Source organism: Brachybacterium muris (genome assembly GCF_016907455.1).
Classification (GTDB): domain Bacteria; phylum Actinomycetota; class Actinomycetes; order Actinomycetales; family Dermabacteraceae; genus Brachybacterium; species Brachybacterium muris.
This window is the reverse complement of the sequence record NZ_JAFBCB010000001.1, coordinates 2,386,388-2,406,484: the sequence shown is the minus strand read 5'-3', so window position 1 is coordinate 2,406,484 and position 20,097 is coordinate 2,386,388. Positions and strand designations below refer to the sequence as shown.

General features: G+C 69.0%; 13 protein-coding genes. 10 read left to right on the top strand and 3 right to left on the bottom strand.

The window, feature by feature from the left end:
• Nucleotides 1-79: 79 nt before the first annotated feature.
• The 6 genes from JOD52_RS11160 (at nucleotide 80) to JOD52_RS17095 (ending at nucleotide 10,472) form a co-directional block, all read left to right on the top strand.
• Complete coding sequence (locus tag JOD52_RS11160) at nucleotides 80-1,054, top strand: AAA family ATPase (RefSeq protein ID WP_204410004.1); 975 nt, start codon at nucleotides 80-82, stop codon at nucleotides 1,052-1,054.
• Nucleotides 1,051-2,460 (top strand): DUF58 domain-containing protein, encoded by a 1,410-nt coding sequence (locus JOD52_RS11155; protein ID WP_204410002.1) that lies wholly within the window; start codon nucleotides 1,051-1,053, stop codon nucleotides 2,458-2,460. Before JOD52_RS11160 ends, JOD52_RS11155 begins: the two co-directional genes overlap by 4 nt.
• Nucleotides 2,457-4,979 (top strand): transglutaminase-like domain-containing protein, encoded by a 2,523-nt coding sequence (locus JOD52_RS11150; protein ID WP_204410000.1) that lies wholly within the window; start codon nucleotides 2,457-2,459, stop codon nucleotides 4,977-4,979. The genes JOD52_RS11155 and JOD52_RS11150 overlap by 4 nt, the downstream gene beginning before the upstream one ends.
• 284 nt (nucleotides 4,980-5,263) lie before the next feature.
• Nucleotides 5,264-6,844 carry an RDD family protein gene (locus JOD52_RS11145; protein WP_237738728.1) on the top strand — a complete coding sequence of 527 codons (1,581 nt, stop codon included), beginning with the start codon at nucleotides 5,264-5,266 and terminating at the stop codon, nucleotides 6,842-6,844.
• Nucleotides 6,845-6,891: 47 nt separating this feature from the next.
• The gene (locus tag JOD52_RS11140; protein ID WP_338124086.1) at nucleotides 6,892-7,716 is read left to right on the top strand and encodes a PP2C family protein-serine/threonine phosphatase; all 825 of its coding nucleotides are present in this window, start codon (nucleotides 6,892-6,894) and stop codon (nucleotides 7,714-7,716) included.
• Complete coding sequence (locus JOD52_RS17095; protein WP_239551875.1) at nucleotides 7,716-10,472, top strand: FHA domain-containing protein; 2,757 nt, start codon at nucleotides 7,716-7,718, stop codon at nucleotides 10,470-10,472. The genes JOD52_RS11140 and JOD52_RS17095 overlap by 1 nt, the downstream gene beginning before the upstream one ends.
• 14 nt (nucleotides 10,473-10,486) lie before the next feature.
• Here the strand turns inward: JOD52_RS17095 and JOD52_RS11130 are convergent, their stop codons facing one another.
• The 3 genes from JOD52_RS11130 to istA are packed head-to-tail and all read right to left on the bottom strand — an operon-like array spanning nucleotide 10,487 to nucleotide 13,069.
• Nucleotides 10,487-10,759 carry an LCP family protein gene (locus tag JOD52_RS11130; RefSeq protein WP_204409998.1) on the bottom strand — a complete coding sequence of 91 codons (273 nt, stop codon included), beginning with the start codon at nucleotides 10,757-10,759 and terminating at the stop codon, nucleotides 10,487-10,489.
• Nucleotides 10,760-10,763: 4 nt separating this feature from the next.
• Complete coding sequence (locus JOD52_RS11125) at nucleotides 10,764-11,510, bottom strand: ATP-binding protein (RefSeq protein ID WP_338124028.1); 747 nt, start codon at nucleotides 11,508-11,510, stop codon at nucleotides 10,764-10,766.
• The gene (istA, locus tag JOD52_RS11120; protein WP_204408388.1) at nucleotides 11,507-13,069 is read right to left on the bottom strand and encodes an IS21 family transposase; all 1,563 of its coding nucleotides are present in this window, start codon (nucleotides 13,067-13,069) and stop codon (nucleotides 11,507-11,509) included. Before istA ends, JOD52_RS11125 begins: the two co-directional genes overlap by 4 nt.
• A 114-nt stretch (nucleotides 13,070-13,183) precedes the next feature.
• Here istA and JOD52_RS11115 point away from each other — a divergent pair, with 114 nt between their 5' ends.
• From JOD52_RS11115 to JOD52_RS11105, 4 genes are all read left to right on the top strand, one after another.
• Nucleotides 13,184-14,281, top strand: coding sequence for a serine/threonine-protein kinase (locus tag JOD52_RS11115; RefSeq protein ID WP_338124085.1), 1,098 nt, complete (start codon nucleotides 13,184-13,186; stop codon nucleotides 14,279-14,281).
• Entirely contained in the window at nucleotides 14,278-14,718 is a 441-nt protein-coding gene (locus tag JOD52_RS17090; protein ID WP_239551874.1) for a hypothetical protein, read from the top strand. Before JOD52_RS11115 ends, JOD52_RS17090 begins: the two co-directional genes overlap by 4 nt.
• Before the next feature lie 82 nt (nucleotides 14,719-14,800).
• Nucleotides 14,801-15,511, top strand: a complete 711-nt coding sequence (locus JOD52_RS11110; protein WP_017824187.1) for an FHA domain-containing protein — start codon at nucleotides 14,801-14,803, stop codon at nucleotides 15,509-15,511.
• A gap of 3 nt (nucleotides 15,512-15,514) precedes the next feature.
• Nucleotides 15,515-19,978, top strand: a complete 4,464-nt coding sequence (locus JOD52_RS11105) for an FtsK/SpoIIIE domain-containing protein (protein WP_204409996.1) — start codon at nucleotides 15,515-15,517, stop codon at nucleotides 19,976-19,978.
• Nucleotides 19,979-20,097 lie beyond the last annotated feature (119 nt).

Below are 20,097 nucleotides of genomic sequence, written 5' to 3'. Positions count from 1 at the left end.
GTGCGCGACTACTCAGCCCCGTGCCGTAGTCATTCGCCGGCCTCGTACCCCACTACCAGCTCGAGGAAAGACATAGCCCATGAGCATGACCCCCGAACAGGCCCGATGGTTCGCCGATACCTTCGACAAGCTGGTCCAGAGCGTCGGCCAGGCCGTCCTGGGCAAGAACAACGTGGTGCGCCTGGTCCTCACGGCGATGATGGCCCCCGGTCACGTGCTGCTGGAGGACGCCCCCGGCACCGGCAAGACGTCGCTCGCACGCTCGATCGCGGCCACGGTGCAGGGAACCAGCACCCGCATCCAGTTCACCCCGGACCTGCTGCCCTCCGACGTCACCGGCGTGACGATCTACGACCAGAACACGAAGTCCTTCGAGTTCCACAAGGGCCCCGTGTTCGCCAACGTGGTGCTGGCCGACGAGATCAACCGCGCCTCGCCGAAGACCCAGTCGGCGATGCTCGAGGTGATGGAGGAGGGGCGCGTCACCGTGGACGGAGTCACCCATGAGGTGGGGAACCCCTTCATGGTGATCGCCACCCAGAACCCCATCGAGCAGGCCGGCACGTACCGCCTGCCCGAGGCGCAGCTGGACCGCTTCCTGATGAAGACCTCGCTCGGTTACCCCGACCACGCTTCCAGCGTGCAGATCCTCCAGGGCTCCGCGCTGCGTGACCGCAGCCGCCAGCTCAGCCCGCGCATCTCCCTGCAGGCCGTCAATGACATGACCCAGCTGGCCTCCACCGTGCACGTGGACCCCGCCGTGCTGGAGTACGTGTCCCGGCTGATGGAGGAGACCCGCCTGGCGCCCGAGGTGCGCGTAGGTGTCTCCATCCGCGGCGCGCTCGCCCTGATGCGCGCCGTGAAGGTGTGGGCCGCGGTCCACGGTCGTCACTACGTGATCCCGGACGACGTCAAGGAACTGGTGGACGTGGTGTGGCTGCACCGCTTCGTGCTCGATCCCGAAGCGGAGTTCGCCGGCACCACCGCCAAGACCGTGATGGACAAGATCCTCAGCGAGGTGGCGCCTCCCCAGGCCCGACAGCAGACGGCATGAACGTCGAGACCCCTCTCCCCAGCAACACGGCCGACGCGAAGGCCGCCCGCCGGGCCGCCAAGGCCGCCCGGAAGCGCGAGCGTGCTGATGCCCGCGCCCTCGCCCGGAGGCAGAAGCGGCTCGCGTCCACCGGCGCAGCAGCATCGGGCGAGAGGGCGGCTGGTGCGGACGCCACGCAGCCCTCCGCCTCGGCGGCGCAGAAGCCCGTCAGCCTGCGCGAGCGCATGGCTGAGGTCTGGATGCGGCGCATCCATCCCGTGATCGACGTGATCTCGCCGATCGGGTGGGCCGTCCTGGGCGTGGCCCTGGCCTGCTGGACACTGGGCCTGATCTTCAAGATCACCGAGCTGAACGTGATCGCCCTGGCGCTCACCCTGCCGCTGGTCATCGCAGCCCTGTTCGTGCTGGGGCGCACCTCGTACAAGGTCACGCTGGATCTGCAGACCCACCGCGTGGTGGTGGGCACCCGTGCGGTGGGCCGCGTGGAGGTCGCCAACCCCACCCAGCGGGTCATCCTGCCCTCGCGTATCGAGCTCGCCGTGGGCGCTGCTACCGCGCAGTTCATGGTGCCGCGTCTGGCGGCGGAGCAGTCCCATGAGGAGCTGTTCGCCGTACCGACCAGGCGTCGTGCTGTTCTTGTGGTCGGGCCCGTGCGCTCGGTCCGCGACGACCCGCTGTCGCTGATGCGGCGTCAGGTCACCTGGGCCAAGTCCCAGGAGCTGTACGTGCACCCCCGCACGGTGCGGCTGGACGAGGCAGCCAGTGGATACCTGCGCGACCTGGAGGGAACCCCGTCCTCCGACCTGTCCAGTTCGGACATCGCCTTCCATGCACTGCGGGACTACACCCCCGGTGACGACCGTCGGCACGTGCACTGGCGCACCACCGCTCGCACGGGCAAGCTCATGGTGCGACAGTTCGAGGAGACCCGCCGTTCCCACGTGGTGGTGGCACTGGACAACCTCGCTGATCACTACGCGAGCGAGGACGAGTTCGAACTGGCCGTCTCCGCCGCCGCCTCGATCTCTGCGCAGACCATGCGCGAGGAGAAGGAGCTGACCCCGTTCAGCTTCGATGCCCTGCAGCGTACGAACACCTTCCGCGTGATGATGGATGATTACACGGTGCTGGAGCAGTTGCAGGAACGCTATTCACTGCATGAGCTGGGGCAGCAGGCGGCCGACCTGGCCCCCAACGCCTCAGCGGTGATGATGGTGGTCGGGTCGCACACCACGGCCCGCGAGCTGAACTCCGCCGCGAACCAGCTGCCTCTTGGCGTGCTGGCCGTCGCGATCCGCTGCGTGGACAAAGCCGAGGTGCGCCGAAGCGCGATCGGAGGGCTGGACGTGGTGACGCTGGGCGATCTCGAGGCGCTGCCGAAGGCTCTTCGGGCGGTGGGTCGATGAACGCCGCAGCCTCGAAGGCGAAGAAGCGGGACACCGGGCCCACATACTTCTCGTCCGTCTCCAACGGGCGCCGAGCGGTGGATGTCCTGGTGCTGGCCGCGCTGTTCGTGCTCGCGCTGATCGGCTTCCAGACGGTGTACGGCGGCGTCCAGTACCTGCTCACCGGAGTGATGGCCCTGGCGCTGGCAACGCTGGTGGCGCTGATCGCCGCCCGGTTCCGCTGGGGACCGCTGCGCACCACCCCCGCGCTGCTGCTGGTTTACTTCTTGTTCGGCTCGATGTTCGCGGCCCCCACGCGCGCGCTGTGGGGGATCGTCCCCACACTGGGCTCGTTGAAGGAGCTGCTGTTCGCCCCGGTGACCGCGTGGATGTCCACGCTCACGATCGCTCCTCCGGTGGGGACCGCCCAAGGCGTGCTGGCTGTGGTGTGGATCAGCACGCTGCTGCTGGTGCTGTTCGCGATGACGATCGTGATGCGCACCCGTTTCTATGTGCTCGCGTGGCTGTTCCCGCTCGGGCTTCTGCTGGTCAGCGTGGTGTTCGGCACCAACCAGGCCACCCTGCCGGTGGTGCGCGGTGTGCTGTTCGCCGTGCTCTCCATCGGCTGGCTCACCTGGCGCTTCGAGAGCGACCGTCTGGACAGCGCCCGCTCCACGATCATCTCCGACACAGTGCGCCCGGGGTCCTGGAAGAACCCGGTGCTGCGGCGCAGGGTGATCGGTGGCGCCCTGATCATGGCGCTCTCCTCCGGCATCGCGATCGGTGCGCAGTCACTGCTGGACCCGCCCGCGGGGACCATCCGCTACGCGGTGCGCGACGAGATCCCCCCGCCATTCGACCCGCGCGAGTACGTCTCCCCGCTGACCGAGTTCCGCGGCTACATCAAGAACCAGCGCGCCACCGAGCTCTTCACCATCACCGGGGTCAGCGGGGGAGAGAAGGTACGCCTGGCCACCATGGACCAGTACGACCTGCAGGTGTACAACGTGGCCGGCACCCAGAAGAAGGATGACCCCTCCGGGGCGTTCCTGCGCACCGCATATGGCGTGGACCTGCACGAGGGCGGGGAGAACCAGCGCACCTCCACCATCACGATCGGCGAGTACACCGGAGTGTGGATGCCCACCCTCGGTGAGCGCACCAACCGGATCGACCTCGGCGATCTCCCCGTCGACCGCGCCGGCGCCCTGGCGGAGAACCTGTACCTCAACGAGAAGTCCCAGACCGCGGTGAACGCCACCGGTCTGCGACCGGGCGACAGCTACAAGCTCTCGTACGAGCCGTACACCCACATCACCCCCGAACAGCAGCGCACCGCACGGTTCGCCGATATCCCGCTCGTGCCGAACGACAGGGTGGGCCCGGAGTTCGCCCAGTTCGCCGAGGAGTGGGCCGCTGCCCCCGAATCCGACTGGGACAAGTTCCAGAACCTCTCCCGGATGATCAAGACCGATGCGTTCTACACGCACGGCATCGATGACGAGACCGCCTCTCTGTCCGGTCACGGCTACAGCCGGATGTGGGCGATGCTGCAGGAGGTCGGCTTCGACAAGGAACAGGCCGACGCCGCGCCCACCGGAAAGATCGGGGACGAGGAGCAGTTCGCCGTCCTCACCGCGGTGATGGCCAGGGAGATCGACATCCCGGCTCGAGTGGTGATGGGCTTCGAGGTCCCCGAAGGGGCCGAGGGGACGGTCTCCATCACCGGTGACAACGTCACCGCCTGGGTGGAGGTCGCCTTCGAGGGCATCGGCTGGGTCCGTTTCGATCCCGCACCGGACGACGACCAGGATCCCACCCAGCCCAAGCCCACGGAGGTGGAGGAGCCCCGTCCGCAGGTGGCACAGCCCCCGCCCCCGCCTGCTGAACCGCCGTCGCCGCCGCCCGGCGCGACGAGTGAGGACATCCCGGAGCCCGAGCCGGAGCCCGAGGAGACCTCGAGCTGGCTGGTGTACGTGGGGCTTGCCTCGATCCCGGTGCTGCTCCTGATCGCGACCCTTGCCGCCATCGTCATCGCGAAGGTGCTGCGGCGCAAGCGTCGGCGCACCAGGGGAGTGCTGCCCGATCGCATCGACGGCGGGTGGCAGGAGATCCTGGACCTCATGGCCGACATGGGGCGCAGGCCCGATCCGATCCGCACCCGGTCCGAGACCGCCGCGCTGCTGGATGCCGAGGTCCCCGGTATGGGGGCCGCACTCCTGGCAGGCAGGGCAGACCGGGCGGTGTTCGGCCCGGATGATCTTCCCCAGGGCGTCGTGGACGAGTACTGGGCCCAGGTCAAGGATGCACGGCGTACCATGACCGCCTCCGTGCCGTGGCACCGTCGGGTGCGTGCACTGTTCTCCCTGCGATCGTTCCGGCGCCGCGCGGCCGATAAGCGCGATCAGAAGCGCCGGCTCCGCACAGTGGCTCGGAACCGAGCGCAGGCCGAGCGTCGGGCCCGGACGATGAGGCATCGGCGGTCCCCGGTGGGAAGTTCCGGCAAAGCGCGGGCAGTGACGAAGAAGGGCAGGTCATGATGAGCCAGACGCGGTACTGCAGCACGTGCGGAACCCTCCTGTCGCAAGGAGCGGCGATCTGCGGGGAGTGCGGCGCGCGCTACCAGGAGTCTCCGTACGAGCGTCGCGCCACCGATGCGCCAGGGGCGTGGGCGCAGGCCCCTCGTGCACGATCCCGCGACCTCGGCACGGAGGAGGAAGCCGTTCCCGACCAGGACGGTATCGAGCTGATCTCCCAAGATGCCCTGCAGCCGAAGACGCCGGGCGCGACGGCACTGCGACCTCAGGAACAGTACGATCAGATGATGGTCACTCAGCCTCCAACGAAGGCACCAGGGCAGGGCTCCGCATCCGGGGCGCCGTCCGCGACCGGCTCCTCCGCTGTCGACGGGCCCTCTGCCTCCTCGGGGGCGATGGAGATGGCGCCGCCGCTGGACGGGTGCACACCCGCGAGCCCGCTGAAGCGCTTCCTGGCCGCTCTGGTGGATGGCGTGATCGCCACCGTGCTGCTGGTCCCTCTGACCATCGGACTCGTGCTCGCCATCACCCAGGACACGGTCGGCGTGCTCGCCTCGGTCCTGGTAGGTGTGGGGGTGGCCCTGCCGACCGCCTACACCGTGCTGATGATCTGGCTTCAGGGGGCCAAGGGCTTCACCCTGGGCAAGCTGATCCTGGGGCTGCGCACCGTGCGTCTGACCGAGGGCGGACCCATCGGTCTGCTGCGCTCCCTAGGACGCTGGTTCCTGTACGGCCTTGCCTCCTTGATCATGGCCCTGTCGGTCTTCCTGGACCCCAAGAAGCTGCTGCGCGGCTTCCACGACCGGGCTGTCGATTCCGTTGTCGTGGACATCAAAGCCGGCCGGAACCCCATGAAGCCGCGCCCTGACGACTTCGAACGTCACAGTGCCGAGCACTACCTGGGGTCGCCCTTGGTCGCCGTGACCACCCACGAGAACCTGCTGGCGACACCCGGCGCGGCCTGGGCAGGCCAGCAGGAGTCCAGCGCGTCGTCGGCGGCGGAGGGCGAGCCGGTGCAGTCGGACAGTTGGGCGGCAGGTCCCGGTGTGCCGAGCCCGTACGCCCCGCCGCCGCAGCACGCGCAGTCGGCCGCCGATACCGGGTGGGCCCCACCCGAGATCCCCGACCTCACGCCCCCGCCCGCAGTTGGGCAGGACTGGGGGGTTCCGGCCCCGCAGCCGGATGCGCAGCCGTCGCCGGCGCCGCAGCAATGGGATGCACCCGCCCCACCGGGGCAGGCACCGCAGCAGTGGCAGGCCCCTGCACCTGAGCAGTCCGACCCGATCCAGCAGCCGCCCCAGCAGTGGGCTCCCCCTGCCCAGGATCAGCAGTGGCAGGCGCCGGCGCAGGACGCACCCGCTCAGCAGCAGTGGCAGGCGCCTTCCCCAGCCCCGACCGACGCTCCCCAGCAGGTACCGCCGGAGCAGACGGCCGATGCCTGGGACGGTGGCGACATCGACGAGCAGACCCGGGTGGTCCTCTCGGAGTCGGAGGACCTGGGGGATCTGGAGCAGACCCGCGTCTCCGCCGTCGCCCCCAGGATCCCGAAGGTCACCCTGCGCGCCGACGACGGGACGGAGCGAGTGGTCAGCAGCCCGGTCGTGATCGGCCGCAACCCCGCCACAGGCGACGGCGAGGTCCAATTCGTCCTCAAGGACGAGACCCGATCCATGTCCAAGACCCACCTGCGCCTGGACGGGACAGGCACGGACATCACGGTCACAGACCTGGGATCGACCAACGGCTCGGCAATAGTGAGGGCCGACGGCTCTCGCGAGAGCCTGGTCCCGGACACCCCGACCGTCCTGCCGGAGGGAGCTTCACTCACCCTCGGTGATCGGTCCATGACCGTGGAGAGGGACTCGTGATCGACCGCTCGCTGTCGGACCCGGACATCCCCGGCACGATTCGTGCCGTGTCCGCTGCGTCCACGCATGTCGGCCATGTGCGTGCCACCAACGAGGACAGTCTGCTCAACGTGCCGCCGATCTATCTCGTCGCTGACGGCATGGGCGGGCACAACGCCGGTGAGGTCGCCAGTGCCATCGCCGTGGAGGAGTTCGAGAAGCTCACGATCCAGGAGAACGTGACCGTCGACCAGCTCGGGCAGGCGCTGCGCACGGCAGCGGACCGCATCGCCGAACTGGGCGGTGAGGCTCAGCTCGGCGCCGGCACCACGGTGGCCGTGGTCGCCACGATGGTGCTGGACGGGGTGGGCTACTGGGTGGTGCTGAACCTGGGTGACTCCCGGGTGTACCGACTCTCAGGCGATATCTTCGAGCAGGTCAGCGTGGACCATTCGGTGGTCCAGGAACTGATGGACCGCGGAGAGCTGAGCAAGGACGAGGCCAAGGTCCACCCCTACCGCCACATGGTCACCCGCGCGCTGGGCGCCGGGCCCGAGTCCGACCCGGACTACTGGCTGATCCCTGCCGAGGTGGACGACCGGATGCTGGTGTGCTCCGACGGTCTCACCGGGGAAGTGGACGACGCCACCATCGAACGGGTGCTCCGCGGCCGGCAGGACGTGCGCACGATCTCGGAGAACCTGGTCCAGCTGGCACTGGACGCCGGTGGCCGGGACAACGTGAGCGTGGTCGTCGTCGAGGCGGTCGAAGTGGTGGGGCTGGGGCTCGCAGCGGAGAGCACGCTCGATGGCCCAGGCCGAGGCGACGATGAGTTCGAGATCGACGAGGACACCCTCCCTCGGAGCATCATCACTGCTGAGGGCGGTGACTGATGAGCGAGGCCGCGCAGCTGCTGAACCGCGGCACCTGGATCCAGCCCGGACCGGCCACGCTGGTGGTGAGGTACGCGGGGTGGGTGCTGCTGGTCCCCGGGATGAAGAAGGAGGTCGTCGAGGCTGCATGGACCGTGCTCGGTGACGGGCCGACAGCCGATGACTTCCCGGACAAGCTGGTGAAGGCAGGCGGGCTCGAGAGCCTCGACAAGCTCCCGGCGATCCTCTATGCCCTGATGGAAGGCACCACCACGCACATCGGGGTGAAGGGGAAGTCCCCGCTGGTGGTGTATGACGAGACGGGGTCCCGTCTCGTCGCGGGGACGGATGAGGAGCCGTTCACCCGGCTGACCGTGGAAGGGGTGCGACGCATCGCCTTCGGCGACCTTCCGCCTGAGGAACCGCTCGGTGGCCTGAGGCTGGAGGCCGGGGTGTCTCGGGTGCGCGGGTTCGTGCAGGCCATTGTGGATCCCGCGGACCTCGCTGACGACGCGCGCACGGCTCTGGCCGAGCAGGTGGAGCAGCACGGCCGGTCCATCGAGGATCCGGAGGCGAAGAAGCGCCGCGCCGAGAAGCCGCCGCCTCCGGCACCGAAGCCGGCCGCGACGAGTGAGTCCGTGCGCAAGCCGATGATGGCGACCCGGCCCTCGGGTGCCATGCCCACTTCGAGGTCGGCCTCGACCCCCGCAAAACCTGCGGAGTCCGCTGGCCCCAGCGTCTTCGACGATCTTTTCGGGGACAAGAAGCCGGAGCCTGCTGCTGCCCAGGCACCCGCTGCCACCGCGACGCCTGCTGCCGCGCCTGCCACGCCGGCTCCCGCCCCGCCAACCCCTGCTGCCGCGCCTGCCACGCAGGCTCCCACTCCACCGGAGCCCGCACCCGCTCCGACACCGGAACCGGCTGCTGAGGGGCCGGATTCTGCTGCGACTTCAGGCGGTTCTCCCTCCAGTCCAGCGCCCAGTACCAACGCCGTTCCCTCGTCCCAGCGCGATGCCGGCACCGCGCCGGAGGATGACGCGGTCCAGGCCCCCGCCAAGGAGACACCTGCGGCCACGCCGCCTGCGGGCAAGCGCCGACTGGTGAGCACCTCGCTCTTCGATCGGAAGCGCCGCCCAGCGGCCGGTGGCGATGAGGCCCGCACGTCCACAGCGGACCCGGCCGCCGCTGGCCCTGCCTCCGCCTCGAACACAGATGCACGGACCGCAGGGTCTGCCCCCGCCCCGGCCCCCGAGTCCCAGCCTTCGCCGGAGCCCGCCCCGGAGCCGGAGCCCTCGAGCGGGCCTGCTGCGCCCCCGCAGCCTGCCCCGGTTGTGGAGGAGCCCTCGATAGCACCCGGGACGGACCAGCAGCGGCCTTCTGCCACCCGCAGGCCGTCGTCTGCAGCCTCCATGCCGACCCCGCCCCCGCCGGACGAGGACGACAGCTCCCCGGTCACCCTGGTCGCGCCGATCGACCAGGACGACGCGGCCGAGGGGACGTCCACGCCGGATCCGTCACCGGATTCGGCAGGGGCGAAGGACCAGGCTGCGAGTTCGTCGACACCGGCGGCCACTCTCGGGTTCGGCACGGACCTCGACGCCACGGGCGCCTACGACGACCTCTTCGGCAAGACCGTGTTCCGCAGCATCGAGGATGCCGCCGTGCGCCGCACGGAGGTGGACGAGCACGATGAGGACGAGGCATCCACCGAGGCGGCCGGGGACTCACCCGAACAGGCCGACGGAGCACAGGACGACTCCAGCGAGGACATCGATGAGGACCGGAGCGACCAGCCCGAGACACTCGGCCAGGCAGAGCTCCCCACCGCCGATGCCGCCTCGTCCGCCATCGGCGGGGAGTTCATCGACTGGGTACCCGGCGTGGGCCGCTCCGCACCGGAGATAGCACAGACGGCAGCCCGACGGGCCTCCCAGCCCGCCCCGGGCCAGCCCGCATACCCGCAGGTCCACCTGGCCGAGCGCCCCCCGGCTCCCGTCACCGGACCGCCCCGCGCCGTACCACCCGACTACGGATCCGCCCCCGTGCCCAGGGAGGGCCTGGGCTTCGGCCAGCAGCCGGGCACTCCATCGATGCAGGCGCAACCCGGTCAGCAGGCGGGCCCCCAGCAGTACGGGGCGCCCTTCCCCGGATCTCGGGCACCCCAAGCTCCGCCTCACTCCGGGCGCGCTGCCAGCGCCCCCCACCCGGTGGCACCGTCCGGGCCTCCGCCGATGGCCGCAGCGAGGCCGAACGGCCCGGCACACCCCCACCCGCCCACCGGCGGTTCCGCTGCCCCGGCACCGCAGGCCCCGTCCCGTGCGGTCATGATCCCCGGGGTCATCTGCCCGAACGGTCATGCGAACTCCCCCGAGCGCCACCAGTGCCGCACCTGCGGGGGCCCGCTCGAGCACAGCACCAGATCCGTGCCCCGGCCCCCGCTGGGATACGTCGAGATCTCCACCGGGAACCGTGTCGTCCTGGATCGGTCAGCGGTGATCGGTCGACGCCCGCGGGCGTCCCGGGTCAGTGCCGATGACGTCCCCCAGCTGGTCACCGTTCCCAGCCCGCAGCAGGACATCTCCCGTTCCCACGTCGAGCTGCGCCTCGAGGGATGGCATGTGGTGGCCACCGACCTCGGCACCACCAACGGGACCACGCTGATACGGCCGGGGACCGAACCCGTGCGCCTGCGCGCCGGTGAAGGCGTCGTGCTGGGGGAGGGCGACCAGCTCGACCTGGGAGATGGGGTCCGACTGATGATGAGGGGGATGGCATGAGCTCCAGGCCGCCGTCACAGCCGCCGCAGCTTCCCGGCTACGAGTTCGAGAAGCTGCTGGGGTCGGGAGGATTCGCCGACGTCTTCCTGTACCGGCAGTTCCGGCCACAGCGCCGGGTGGCCATCAAGGTGCTGCTGTCCAGCGTGCTCGACGAGAACGTGCGCCGGCAGTTCGATGCTGAGTATTCGTAGTCGTGGGAGCCACCGAATCTTGCTCTTGGGGACCGCCGATCGTGCCGACGGGGGCCAGTAGCCGCCGCGGTGGGGACCACTGGCTCCCGCCGGCATCGGGTCACTGGGGCAGTGCGGTGTGTTCTCGCATGTTCCTGTCGCCGGTGTCGATCCAGATTGTGTTGTGCACGATGCGGTCCATGATCGCATCGGCGTGGACTGCTCCACCGAGCCGGGCGTGCCAGTCCTTCTTCGGGTACTGGGTGCAGAACACGGTCGAGCCGGTGTCATAGCGGCGCTCGAGCAGTTCCAGCAGCATCGAACGCATTCCCTCGTCAGGATGGTCCAGCAGCCACTCGTCGATCACCAGCAGCGAGAACGTGGAGTACTTCCGCAGGAACTTCGTCTGGCCCTGCGGCTTGTCCTTTGCCAGGGCCCAGGCCTCTTCGAGGTCGGGCATTCGGATGTAGTGGGCTCGGAGCCGGTGCTGGCAGGCCTGCTTCGCCAGCGCGCAGCCGAGGTAGGACTTCCCTGAGCCGGTGAAGCCCTGGAAGACCACGTTCTGTTGCCGCTGGATGAAGGAGCAGGTTGCCAGTTGCGCGATCACGTTCCGGTTCAGTCCCCGTTCCTCGACCAGATCCAGCCGCCGCAGGTCCGCTCCGGGATAACGCAGCCCCGCCCGGCGGATCAGACCCTCGACCTTTCCATGATTGAAGATGGAATGCGCCTCGTCCACGATCAGCTGGAGCCGTTCCTGGAACGACATCCCCAGCACGTGAGCCTCATCCTGGGCATCGATCGCGTCCAGCAGCGCGGTCGCGCCCATCTCGCGCAGCTTCCGCTTCGTGTCGTTATCGATCACGCTCACCGGACACCTCCGGCGTAGTAGTCGGCGCCACGGACGTATCCGCCGTCTTCCGCGGGTTCCTCGCGGGGTGGACGCAGGGCGGCGACCTTGTCCTGCCCGGTGGCCAAGATCGGGTGCAGATGCGCATAGCGCGGTGAACGGACCCGTCCCGTCAGCGCGAGTGCGCAGGCCGCCTCGACCCGATCTACGGAGAAGCGGCGAGAGAGCCGTAGCACCGCCAACGCGGGATCCAGGCCCTGTTCCACGATCGGCACGGACTCGAAGATCCGCTGGATCACGATCACCGTGGCCGGCCCGACCCGATCTGCCCACGCCCGCACCCTCTGCGCGTCCCAGGCCTGGAAACGCTCGCCCGCAGGTAGGTCCGCGTCGTTGGTGCGGTACTCATTGCTCGCGGTCTCCGGGAGCAGCAGGTGACTGGTCAGTCGCTGGCTGCCCTGATAGATCTCCAGCGTCCGGGCCGTGATGCGCAGATCGACCTTCGCGCCGATGTGCGCGAACGGCGCGGAGTAGAAGTTCCGCGCGAACGTGACGTGCCCGTTCCTGCCCACTCGTCGTCCGTAGTGCCATGTCGAGATCTCGTAGGGCACCGCCGGCAGCGGCGTCAGCAGCGGCCGCTCCTCCGCGTCGAACACGCTGGCGCGGGATCCGGGCCGCTTCTGGAACGGCTCCGCGTTATAGGCCTCCATCCGCTGCCCGATGGCGGCTGCAAGTTCGGGCAGGGACGTGAATCGCTGATCCCGCAGCCCGGCGATGACCCAGGTCGCGACGTGCGCGACGGTGTTCTCCACGCTCGCCTTGTCTTTCGGTTTCCGCACCCTCCCCGGGAGCACCGCCGCCGAGTAATGCGCTGCCATCTCGCGATACGCATCGTTCAGGACGATCTCGCCCTCGCGGGGGTGCTTCACCACACCGGTCTTGAGGTTGTCCGGAACGATCCTCGGGACCGTCCCGCCCAGCGCCTCGAACATCGCTACGTGCGCTCGCAGCCAGGACTCCTGGCGCATATCCAGCGCCGGGAAGCAGAACGCGTAACGAGAAAAAGGCAGGCAGGCAACGAACAAGAACACCTTCGAGACCTCGCCGGTGACCGGATCGGCCAGCTCCATCGTGGGGCCGGACCAGTCGACCTCCACGCTCTGGCCGGCCTTGTGACCGACTCTCGAAGCGGCACCGGTGACCATGACGTGGTGCTGGTAGGTGCGGCAAAACCGGTCATACCCCATCGCCGGATCCCCAGCCGCCGTGGTCGCGTCGAAGTACTCGCCGTGCAACAGCTTCAGCGTCACGCCGACCCTGGCCATCTCTCGATGGACCTGTTCCCAGTCCGGCTGTGCGAACACGCTCTCGTGCTCGCCCCGGCCCGGGAACAACCGGGCATACACCTGCTCATCGGCGACGTCCGCGATATCGCCCCACCCGATCCCTGCAGCGTCAGCGGCCTCGAACACCGCCCTCACGGACTTGCGGGACATGCCCTGCGAGGACGAAATCGCTCGCCCCGACAGACCTTCTGCGCGCAGCTGGAGCACCAGCTTCGCCCTGATCTTCCGTACCATTCCAGATTGCTCCTTCCGCCGCGTGCCCTATACACACGGCGGAAGGAGCGTAGACAGAGCGGCCCCAACGACACCACTGGTGGTCCCGAACGACGCCACCGCTACGGCAGCGACGTGGCACCCGAACCCTCGATCAGCGGACCCCAGCGAGGCGAATATTCAGATGCCGAGGCCAACGTGATGGCCACGATGTCCACGCACCCCTCGATCGTCACCATCCACACGGCAGACGCCTCCAGCGATCACCGTCCGTTCATCGTGATGGAGTACTGCCCCCGGCCCAACTACGGTGTGCGCTTCCGCAAGGAGCGGATCACGGTGGCCGAGGCGCTCCGCGTGGGCGTCCAGATCGCCGGTGCCGTGGAGACCGCCCACCGGGCCGGTATCCTGCACCGCGACATCAAGCCGGCGAACATCCTGGTCACGGAGTACAACCGGCCCGCCCTCACCGACTTCGGCATCTCGATCGTCGCCGGCCAGAGTGAGGACGTGGAGGATTCGCAGGGCATGTCGATCCCCTGGTCGCCCCCGGAGTTCTTCGCGGACCCGGTCCGAGCCGACGTGCGCAGCGACGTGTTCGCCCTGGCCGCCACGGTCTACTCACTGCTGGCCTCCCACACGCCCTTCGAACGAGTGGGGCAGCGCAACACCGCATCGGACCTGATCCATCGGATTACCACCGAGCCACTGCGGCCGCTGAACCGTCCCGATGTCCCGCCGGAACTGAACCGGGTGCTGTCGATCGCGATGGCGAAGGACCCCGCGGGACGCTACGACACCGCCCTGGCATTCGGACGCAGCCTCCAGCAGGTCGAGCTGGCGCTCTCGCTGCCGGTGACTCAGATGGACGTCCTCGACGATCGCGGGGCTCCCGCCGCCCCCCTCGCGGACGAGGACGAGCTCGACAGCCACACCAGGATTCGGAAGGTCTCCACCGTCGACCCGGAGACCGGGGGAGGGGCACCGGCAGCCGTCGCCTCGACCCGTTCTCCGGGGTGGCCCCGCCCCTGGGGGCACCGTCCTCCGGTGGCTTCGGGTCCCCGGCATCGGCGTCCTCGGCCTCTGCTTCACCGGTGGAGTCGACCATGCTCCGTCCCGCCGGGGCCCCGGTCTCCGCGCTGTCCGCGGCGTCTCCTGCCTCCGCACCGCCATCGACCGCTTCCGCACCGGACCCGGCAGCGGAGCGTCGCACTCCGGCATGGCCGTTCGTGACCCTCGCTGCAGCGCTGGTGATCCTCCTCGGAGTGGGGGCGACCTTCGCGGCTCGCACCTACCTGACACCGCCCGAGGACAAGGTCTCGACTTCGCCGATCAACGCTCCGGTCACGAAAGGGCCGGTGCCGAATACCCCCACCGATGTCACCATCACCGTGATCACCGCCGGGGGCACGGGAGATGACGTCGGCAGGGCCCAGGTGGCGTGGAAGATGCCCGAGGGCTTCCAGGAGGACTACCACTACCAGGTGGAGTGGGTCGACCTGCCGGAGAACTACTCCCAGTACAGGGCCACGTTCGAGGTGCATGGCCGGGACTCCCGCGTACTCCTCATCCCGCCCAACCTGCCGGAGGTCTGTGCGCATGTGCGCACCGTGGACCCCGATGGACAGGTAAGCCCCTGGAGCGATCCCGCATGCCTCAATCCCGGATGACGGACATGACCGCCGGCCGCGCGGTGACCGCGAACCTTCCGAGGTCGCGAACGACAGCACTGGAGACGAAGGAGCACGGACGATGACGTCGACGATCTCAGTGGAGTTCTGCGGGGAGTGGTTCCGCGTGGCGGAGGGCGAGGAGCTTACCATCGGTCGCGATGCCGACCTCAACGTCGACGACGACAACCCGTACCTCCACCGCCGGTTCCTGTCCATCGTGCAGGTGGAGACCATGTGGTGGCTGGTCAACATCGGTTCACGGCTCTCGGCCACCATCACCGACGGCACCGGCACCATGCAGGCATGGCTGGCGCCCGGGGCCCGCATCCCACTGGTGTTCGACGTGACCAAGGTGGTGTTCACCGCCGGCCCCACCACCTACGATCTCGAGATCCACGCCGACTCGCCGCAGTTCGAGCGCAGTCCCAGTCCGGACGACCCGGCGGGGGAGACCACCATGGGATCGGTGCAGCTGACCGCCAGTCAGAAGCTGCTGATACTCGCTCTCGCCGAGCCGATGCTCTCCCGGGAGGGCAGCGGCATGAGCTCCGTCCCCACGTCCGCACAGGCCGCGAAGCGACTGGGCTGGCAGCTGACCAAGTTCAACCGCAAGCTCGACAACGTGTGCGACAAGCTGGACCGCATGGGCGTGCGGGGACTGCGCGGGGGCCCCGGCAAGCTGGCCAGCAACCGGCGTGCCCGCCTGGTGGAGCATGCCGTCTTCTCCCGGTTGGTCAGCTCCGAGGACCTGCCGCTGCTGGACCAGGCCCACGACGACGACGAGGACTGATAGATGCGCATCAAGCTCACGCTGCGCAGACCTGAGGACCGACTCACGGACCTCGAGGTCACCGCGGACGCCACGGCGTCGGTGGCGGATGTCGCCAACGCCCTGTACCTGGCCGATCCGCTGCGCTCGGAGACGGAACCGCCCGAGGGGCTCACCCTGCAGGTGCAGGACCCCGGCGCGGGCCCCGGGGCAAGCGGCGTGCGCTCCCTGGACCGCGAGATCGACCTGATCCAGGCCGGGCTGCGTTCGGGCAGCATCGTCTCCATCGCACGCTCCTCGACCGAGTACGCCACCAGGTCCGAGTCCCGCGGTGCGGCCGTGGCACTGATGCGGGTGCTCTCCGGCCCTGAAGCAGGCAGGGAGTTCCCGCTGCCCTCGGGTTCCAGCGTGGTGGGCCGTGAGGGCGACCTGGACATTCGCATCGCTGATCCGATGCTGTCCAAGCGCCATGCGCGCATCAACGTGGGCGACTCGATCGAGATCGTGGACATGCACTCCTCCAACGGTGTCGTGATCGGCGGCGAGCAGGTGCAGCGCGCTGTGATCGGCCCGGCCGACACCGTGCTGATCGGGCAGACCACCTTCTCGGTGATCGCGCTGCACCGCTTGGGCGGCACTGCCCCGAGCTCCCCGGTGGTGGAGTTCAATCGTTCCCCGCGCGTGGTGCCCCGCTTCCCCTACCGGCCGCTGAAGGCCCCCACACCGCCCAAGGAACCGGCTCCGCAGTTCTTCCCCATCTTCATGCTGTTCGCGCCCATCCTGATGGGCGGCTTCATGTTCTCGATGACACGCAGCCCGTTCTCGCTGATGTTCGTGTTCATGATGCCGATGATGGCCACCGCCGGGTACCTCAACCGCAAGTTCCAGCAGAAGAAGGTGCTGGAGAGGCAGATCGAGAACTTCGAGGAGGGCCTGGCCTCCCTGAAGCGCCGCGTGACCGCCGCGCAGGACCTCGAACGAGCGGTGCGCCTGGTGGAGACCCCATCGGCAGCGGACACCGTGGATGCTGCGTTCCGCCTGGGACGACTGCTGTGGACCCACCGCCCCGAGCACAACGCGTTCGCCACCGTGCGGCTGGGCCTGGGGATCGCCGAATCGCGCGTGGGCATCGACATGCCCGGGGAGAACGACGCCATCCCCACGTTCTACGACATGCTCGACGACATGAACGAGGAGTACAAGATGATCGCCGGCGTGCCGGTGGTCGCAGAACTCCGCTACGCAGGGAACATCGGTGTGGCCGGCGGCGGTGACGAGGCCGACGGCGTGGCCCGCGGCATCGTCACCCAGCTGTTCTCCCTGCACTCCCCGGCCGAGATGGCGATTGCCGCGATCACCTCGCGCTCCAGCCGGGACATGTGGCAGTGGCTCAAGTGGCTCCCGCACACCTCCAGCCCCCACTCGCCACTGCCCGGTGATCACCTGGCCGACACCCCGGGTCGGGGAACGGCCCTGCTCTCCCGCATCGAGGAGCTGATCGAGCAGCGCGGCGAAGGAGCTGCCGCGCAGCTGCGCACCCCGATGACCACCGATGTCACCGCGGAGCCGGAGATCCCACCGGAGCCGATCACCCCCAACCTGGTGGTGATCATCGAGGACGACGCCCCGGTGGACCGTGCTCGTCTGGTGCGCATCGCCGAGCGCGGCCCCGACGTGGGCGTGCACGTCATCTGGTCGGCCTCGAACGTGGCGGCCCTCCCGGCGGCCTGCCGCACCTACGTATCCGTCGAGGAGTCCGTCGAGGGAGCGAGCGCCGGCCACGTGCGACTGGGCGAGCGCTTCTACCCCGTGACGGTGGAGACCGTGTCCGTGGAGGTCGCGGCGGGCGTGGCCCGGCATCTGTCCCCGGTGGTGGATGCCGGCGTGCCCATCGACGACGACTCCGACCTGCCCCGCGCGATCTCGTACCTCAAGCTGGGCGGGATGGCGCTCGCCGAGGACCCGGAGTACGTGATCGAGCGGTGGAAGGAGAACAATTCCCTCACCCCGCGCGACGGCTCCCCACCGCAGCGCCGCAAGCACGACGCGAACCTGCGCGGTCTCATCGGCCACAACGGCCAGGACGCCTTCCACCTGGATCTGCGCACACAGGGCCCTCACGCTCTGGTGGGCGGTACCACCGGCGCCGGCAAGTCGGAGTTCCTGCAGGCGTGGGTGATGGGCATGGCAAGTGCCCACAGCCCCGACCGGATCACCTTCCTGTTCGTGGACTACAAGGGCGGCGCCGCCTTCGCGGACGCCATCACACTGCCGCACGCCGTGGGCCTGGTCACCGACCTGTCCCCGCACCTGGTGCGGCGCGCGCTGATGTCGCTGCGGGCCGAGCTGCACTACCGCGAGCACCTGCTGAACCGGAAGAAGGCCAAGGACCTGGTGTCCCTGGAGCGCACCGGTGACCCGGAGGCCCCGCCCAGCCTGATCATCATCGTCGACGAGTTCGCCGCGCTGGCCAAGGAGATCCCCGAGTTCGTCGACGGCGTGGTGGACGTGGCCGCCCGAGGCCGCTCCTTGGGCCTGCACCTGATCCTGGCCACCCAGCGCCCCGCCGGTGTCATCAAGGACAACCTGCGCGCCAACACCAACCTGCGCATCGCCCTTCGCATGGCCGACGAGGCGGACTCCAAGGACATCCTGGGCGACAAGATGGCCGCGCACTTCGACCCGGGGATCCCCGGTCGTGCTGCCGCCAAGACAGGTCCCGGTCGTATCGCGACATTCCAGACCGGTTACGCCGGCGGCTGGACCACCGACGAACCCGAACGTGCCCGCATCGACATCACGGAGATGGACTTCGGCACCGGGGAGCAGTGGGACATTCCCGCACCGCCGACCAAGGAGGTCAAGGACCCCGGCCCCAACGACATCAGCCGCATGGTCCAGACGATCACCGCTGCCGCGGAGAAGGCCGGTGTGCCCACGCCCCGCAAGCCGTGGCTCTCGGAGCTCGCCGAGGCGTACGACCTGGCACGGCTCCCCAGTCGGCGCACCGACGAGGACCTGCTCATGGGCGTGATGGACATGCCCGAGAACCAGTCCCAGCCCACCGTGTCCTACTACCCGGACCGCGACGGCAACATGGCCATCTACGGCACCGGCGGCTCCGGCAAGTCCACCACTCTGCGCACCATCGCGATCTCTGCGGCCTCCACGGTGCGGGGCGGCCCCGTGCAGGTGTACGGCCTGGACTTCGGTGCATCCGGCCTGACGATGCTCGAGGAGCTCCCTCACGTGGGCGCCATCGTCCCCGGCGACGACGAGGAGCGCGTGATCCGCCTGCTGCGCACGCTGCGCGAGCTGATCGACGAGCGGGCGCGAGCCTTCTCCGCGATCCGGGCAGGCTCGGTGGCGGAGTACCGGGAGCTGGCGAATGCCCCGGACACCCCGAGAATCCTGTTGCTGGTGGACGGCATGGCCTCGTTCCGCGAGGCGTACGACTTCTCCAACCTCTCCAAGTGGTTCACCACCTTCGTGCAGATCGCCACCGACGGTCGTCAGGTGGGTGTCCACGTGATCGTCACCGGTGACCGCCCCAACGCGATCCCCACCTCGCTGGGTTCGTCCATCCAGCGCCGCCTGATCCATCGCATGGCCAGCCCTGATGACTACATGGCATTCGGCGAGGCCAAGGACGTCCTGGACGGCAACTCGCCCCCGGGACGCGCCATCCTCGATGGCCATGAGGTGCAGGTCGCCGTGCACGGTGGTGACTCCAACGTGGCCATCCAGTCGCGCGAGGTCAGCAAGCTCGCCCAGGCGATGCGCAGGGCCGGCGTGCCGGAGGCCCCGGAGATCAAGCGACTCCCGGAGCGCGTGGAGTTCTCCGAGCTGCGCCCCGTCATCGACGGGCAGCCCGTGCTGGGCCTGGCCGACGAGACCCTCTCCGAGATCACCTATGAGCCGCGCGGCGCGTTCATGGTCACCGGCCCCATGGGGTCGGGGCGCACCACCGCGATGCTCACGATCGCCAGCGGCCTGAAGGCGCTGCCCTCGCCGATGCGACTGGTGCGCTTCTCCTCGCGTCGCACACCGCTGACGGGGCTGCCCGTCTGGGACGTGGAAGGATCCGATCCCGACACCGTCAAGGACCTGGCTGCGCAGCTGCGCCAGACCATCGAGTCCGGCTCGGTGGGCGAGGGGAAGCTGGCACTGTTCATCGACGGCGTCGCCGACTTCACCGGCACCGGTGTGGAGAACGACCTGGACAAGCTGATCCGCGCCTGCACCCGTGAGGGGCAGTTCGTGGTGGGTGAGAACGAGTCGGCGTCCTGGTCGCAGGCCTACGTGCTCGCACAGCCGTTCAAGGCCGGGCGCCGGGGACTGCTGCTGCAGCCCAGCGAGATGGACGGCGACGCGCTGCTGGGCACCGGGCTGGGCCGTGTGCGGCGCGCAGACTTCCCCACCGGTCGAGGGTTCCTCGTGTACAGCGGTAGGGCCGTCAAACTGCAGGTCGCGCAGATCACGACGTGAGCCGGGTGGTCTTCGGCACAGCCGGTGGGAGATGAGCAGATCCTGGTTCCTCCCCAGGCCGTCCCCATGGGGAGTCCTCCCCATGGCCGACAATCGTGAGCCGCTCTACAGTGGGGCTG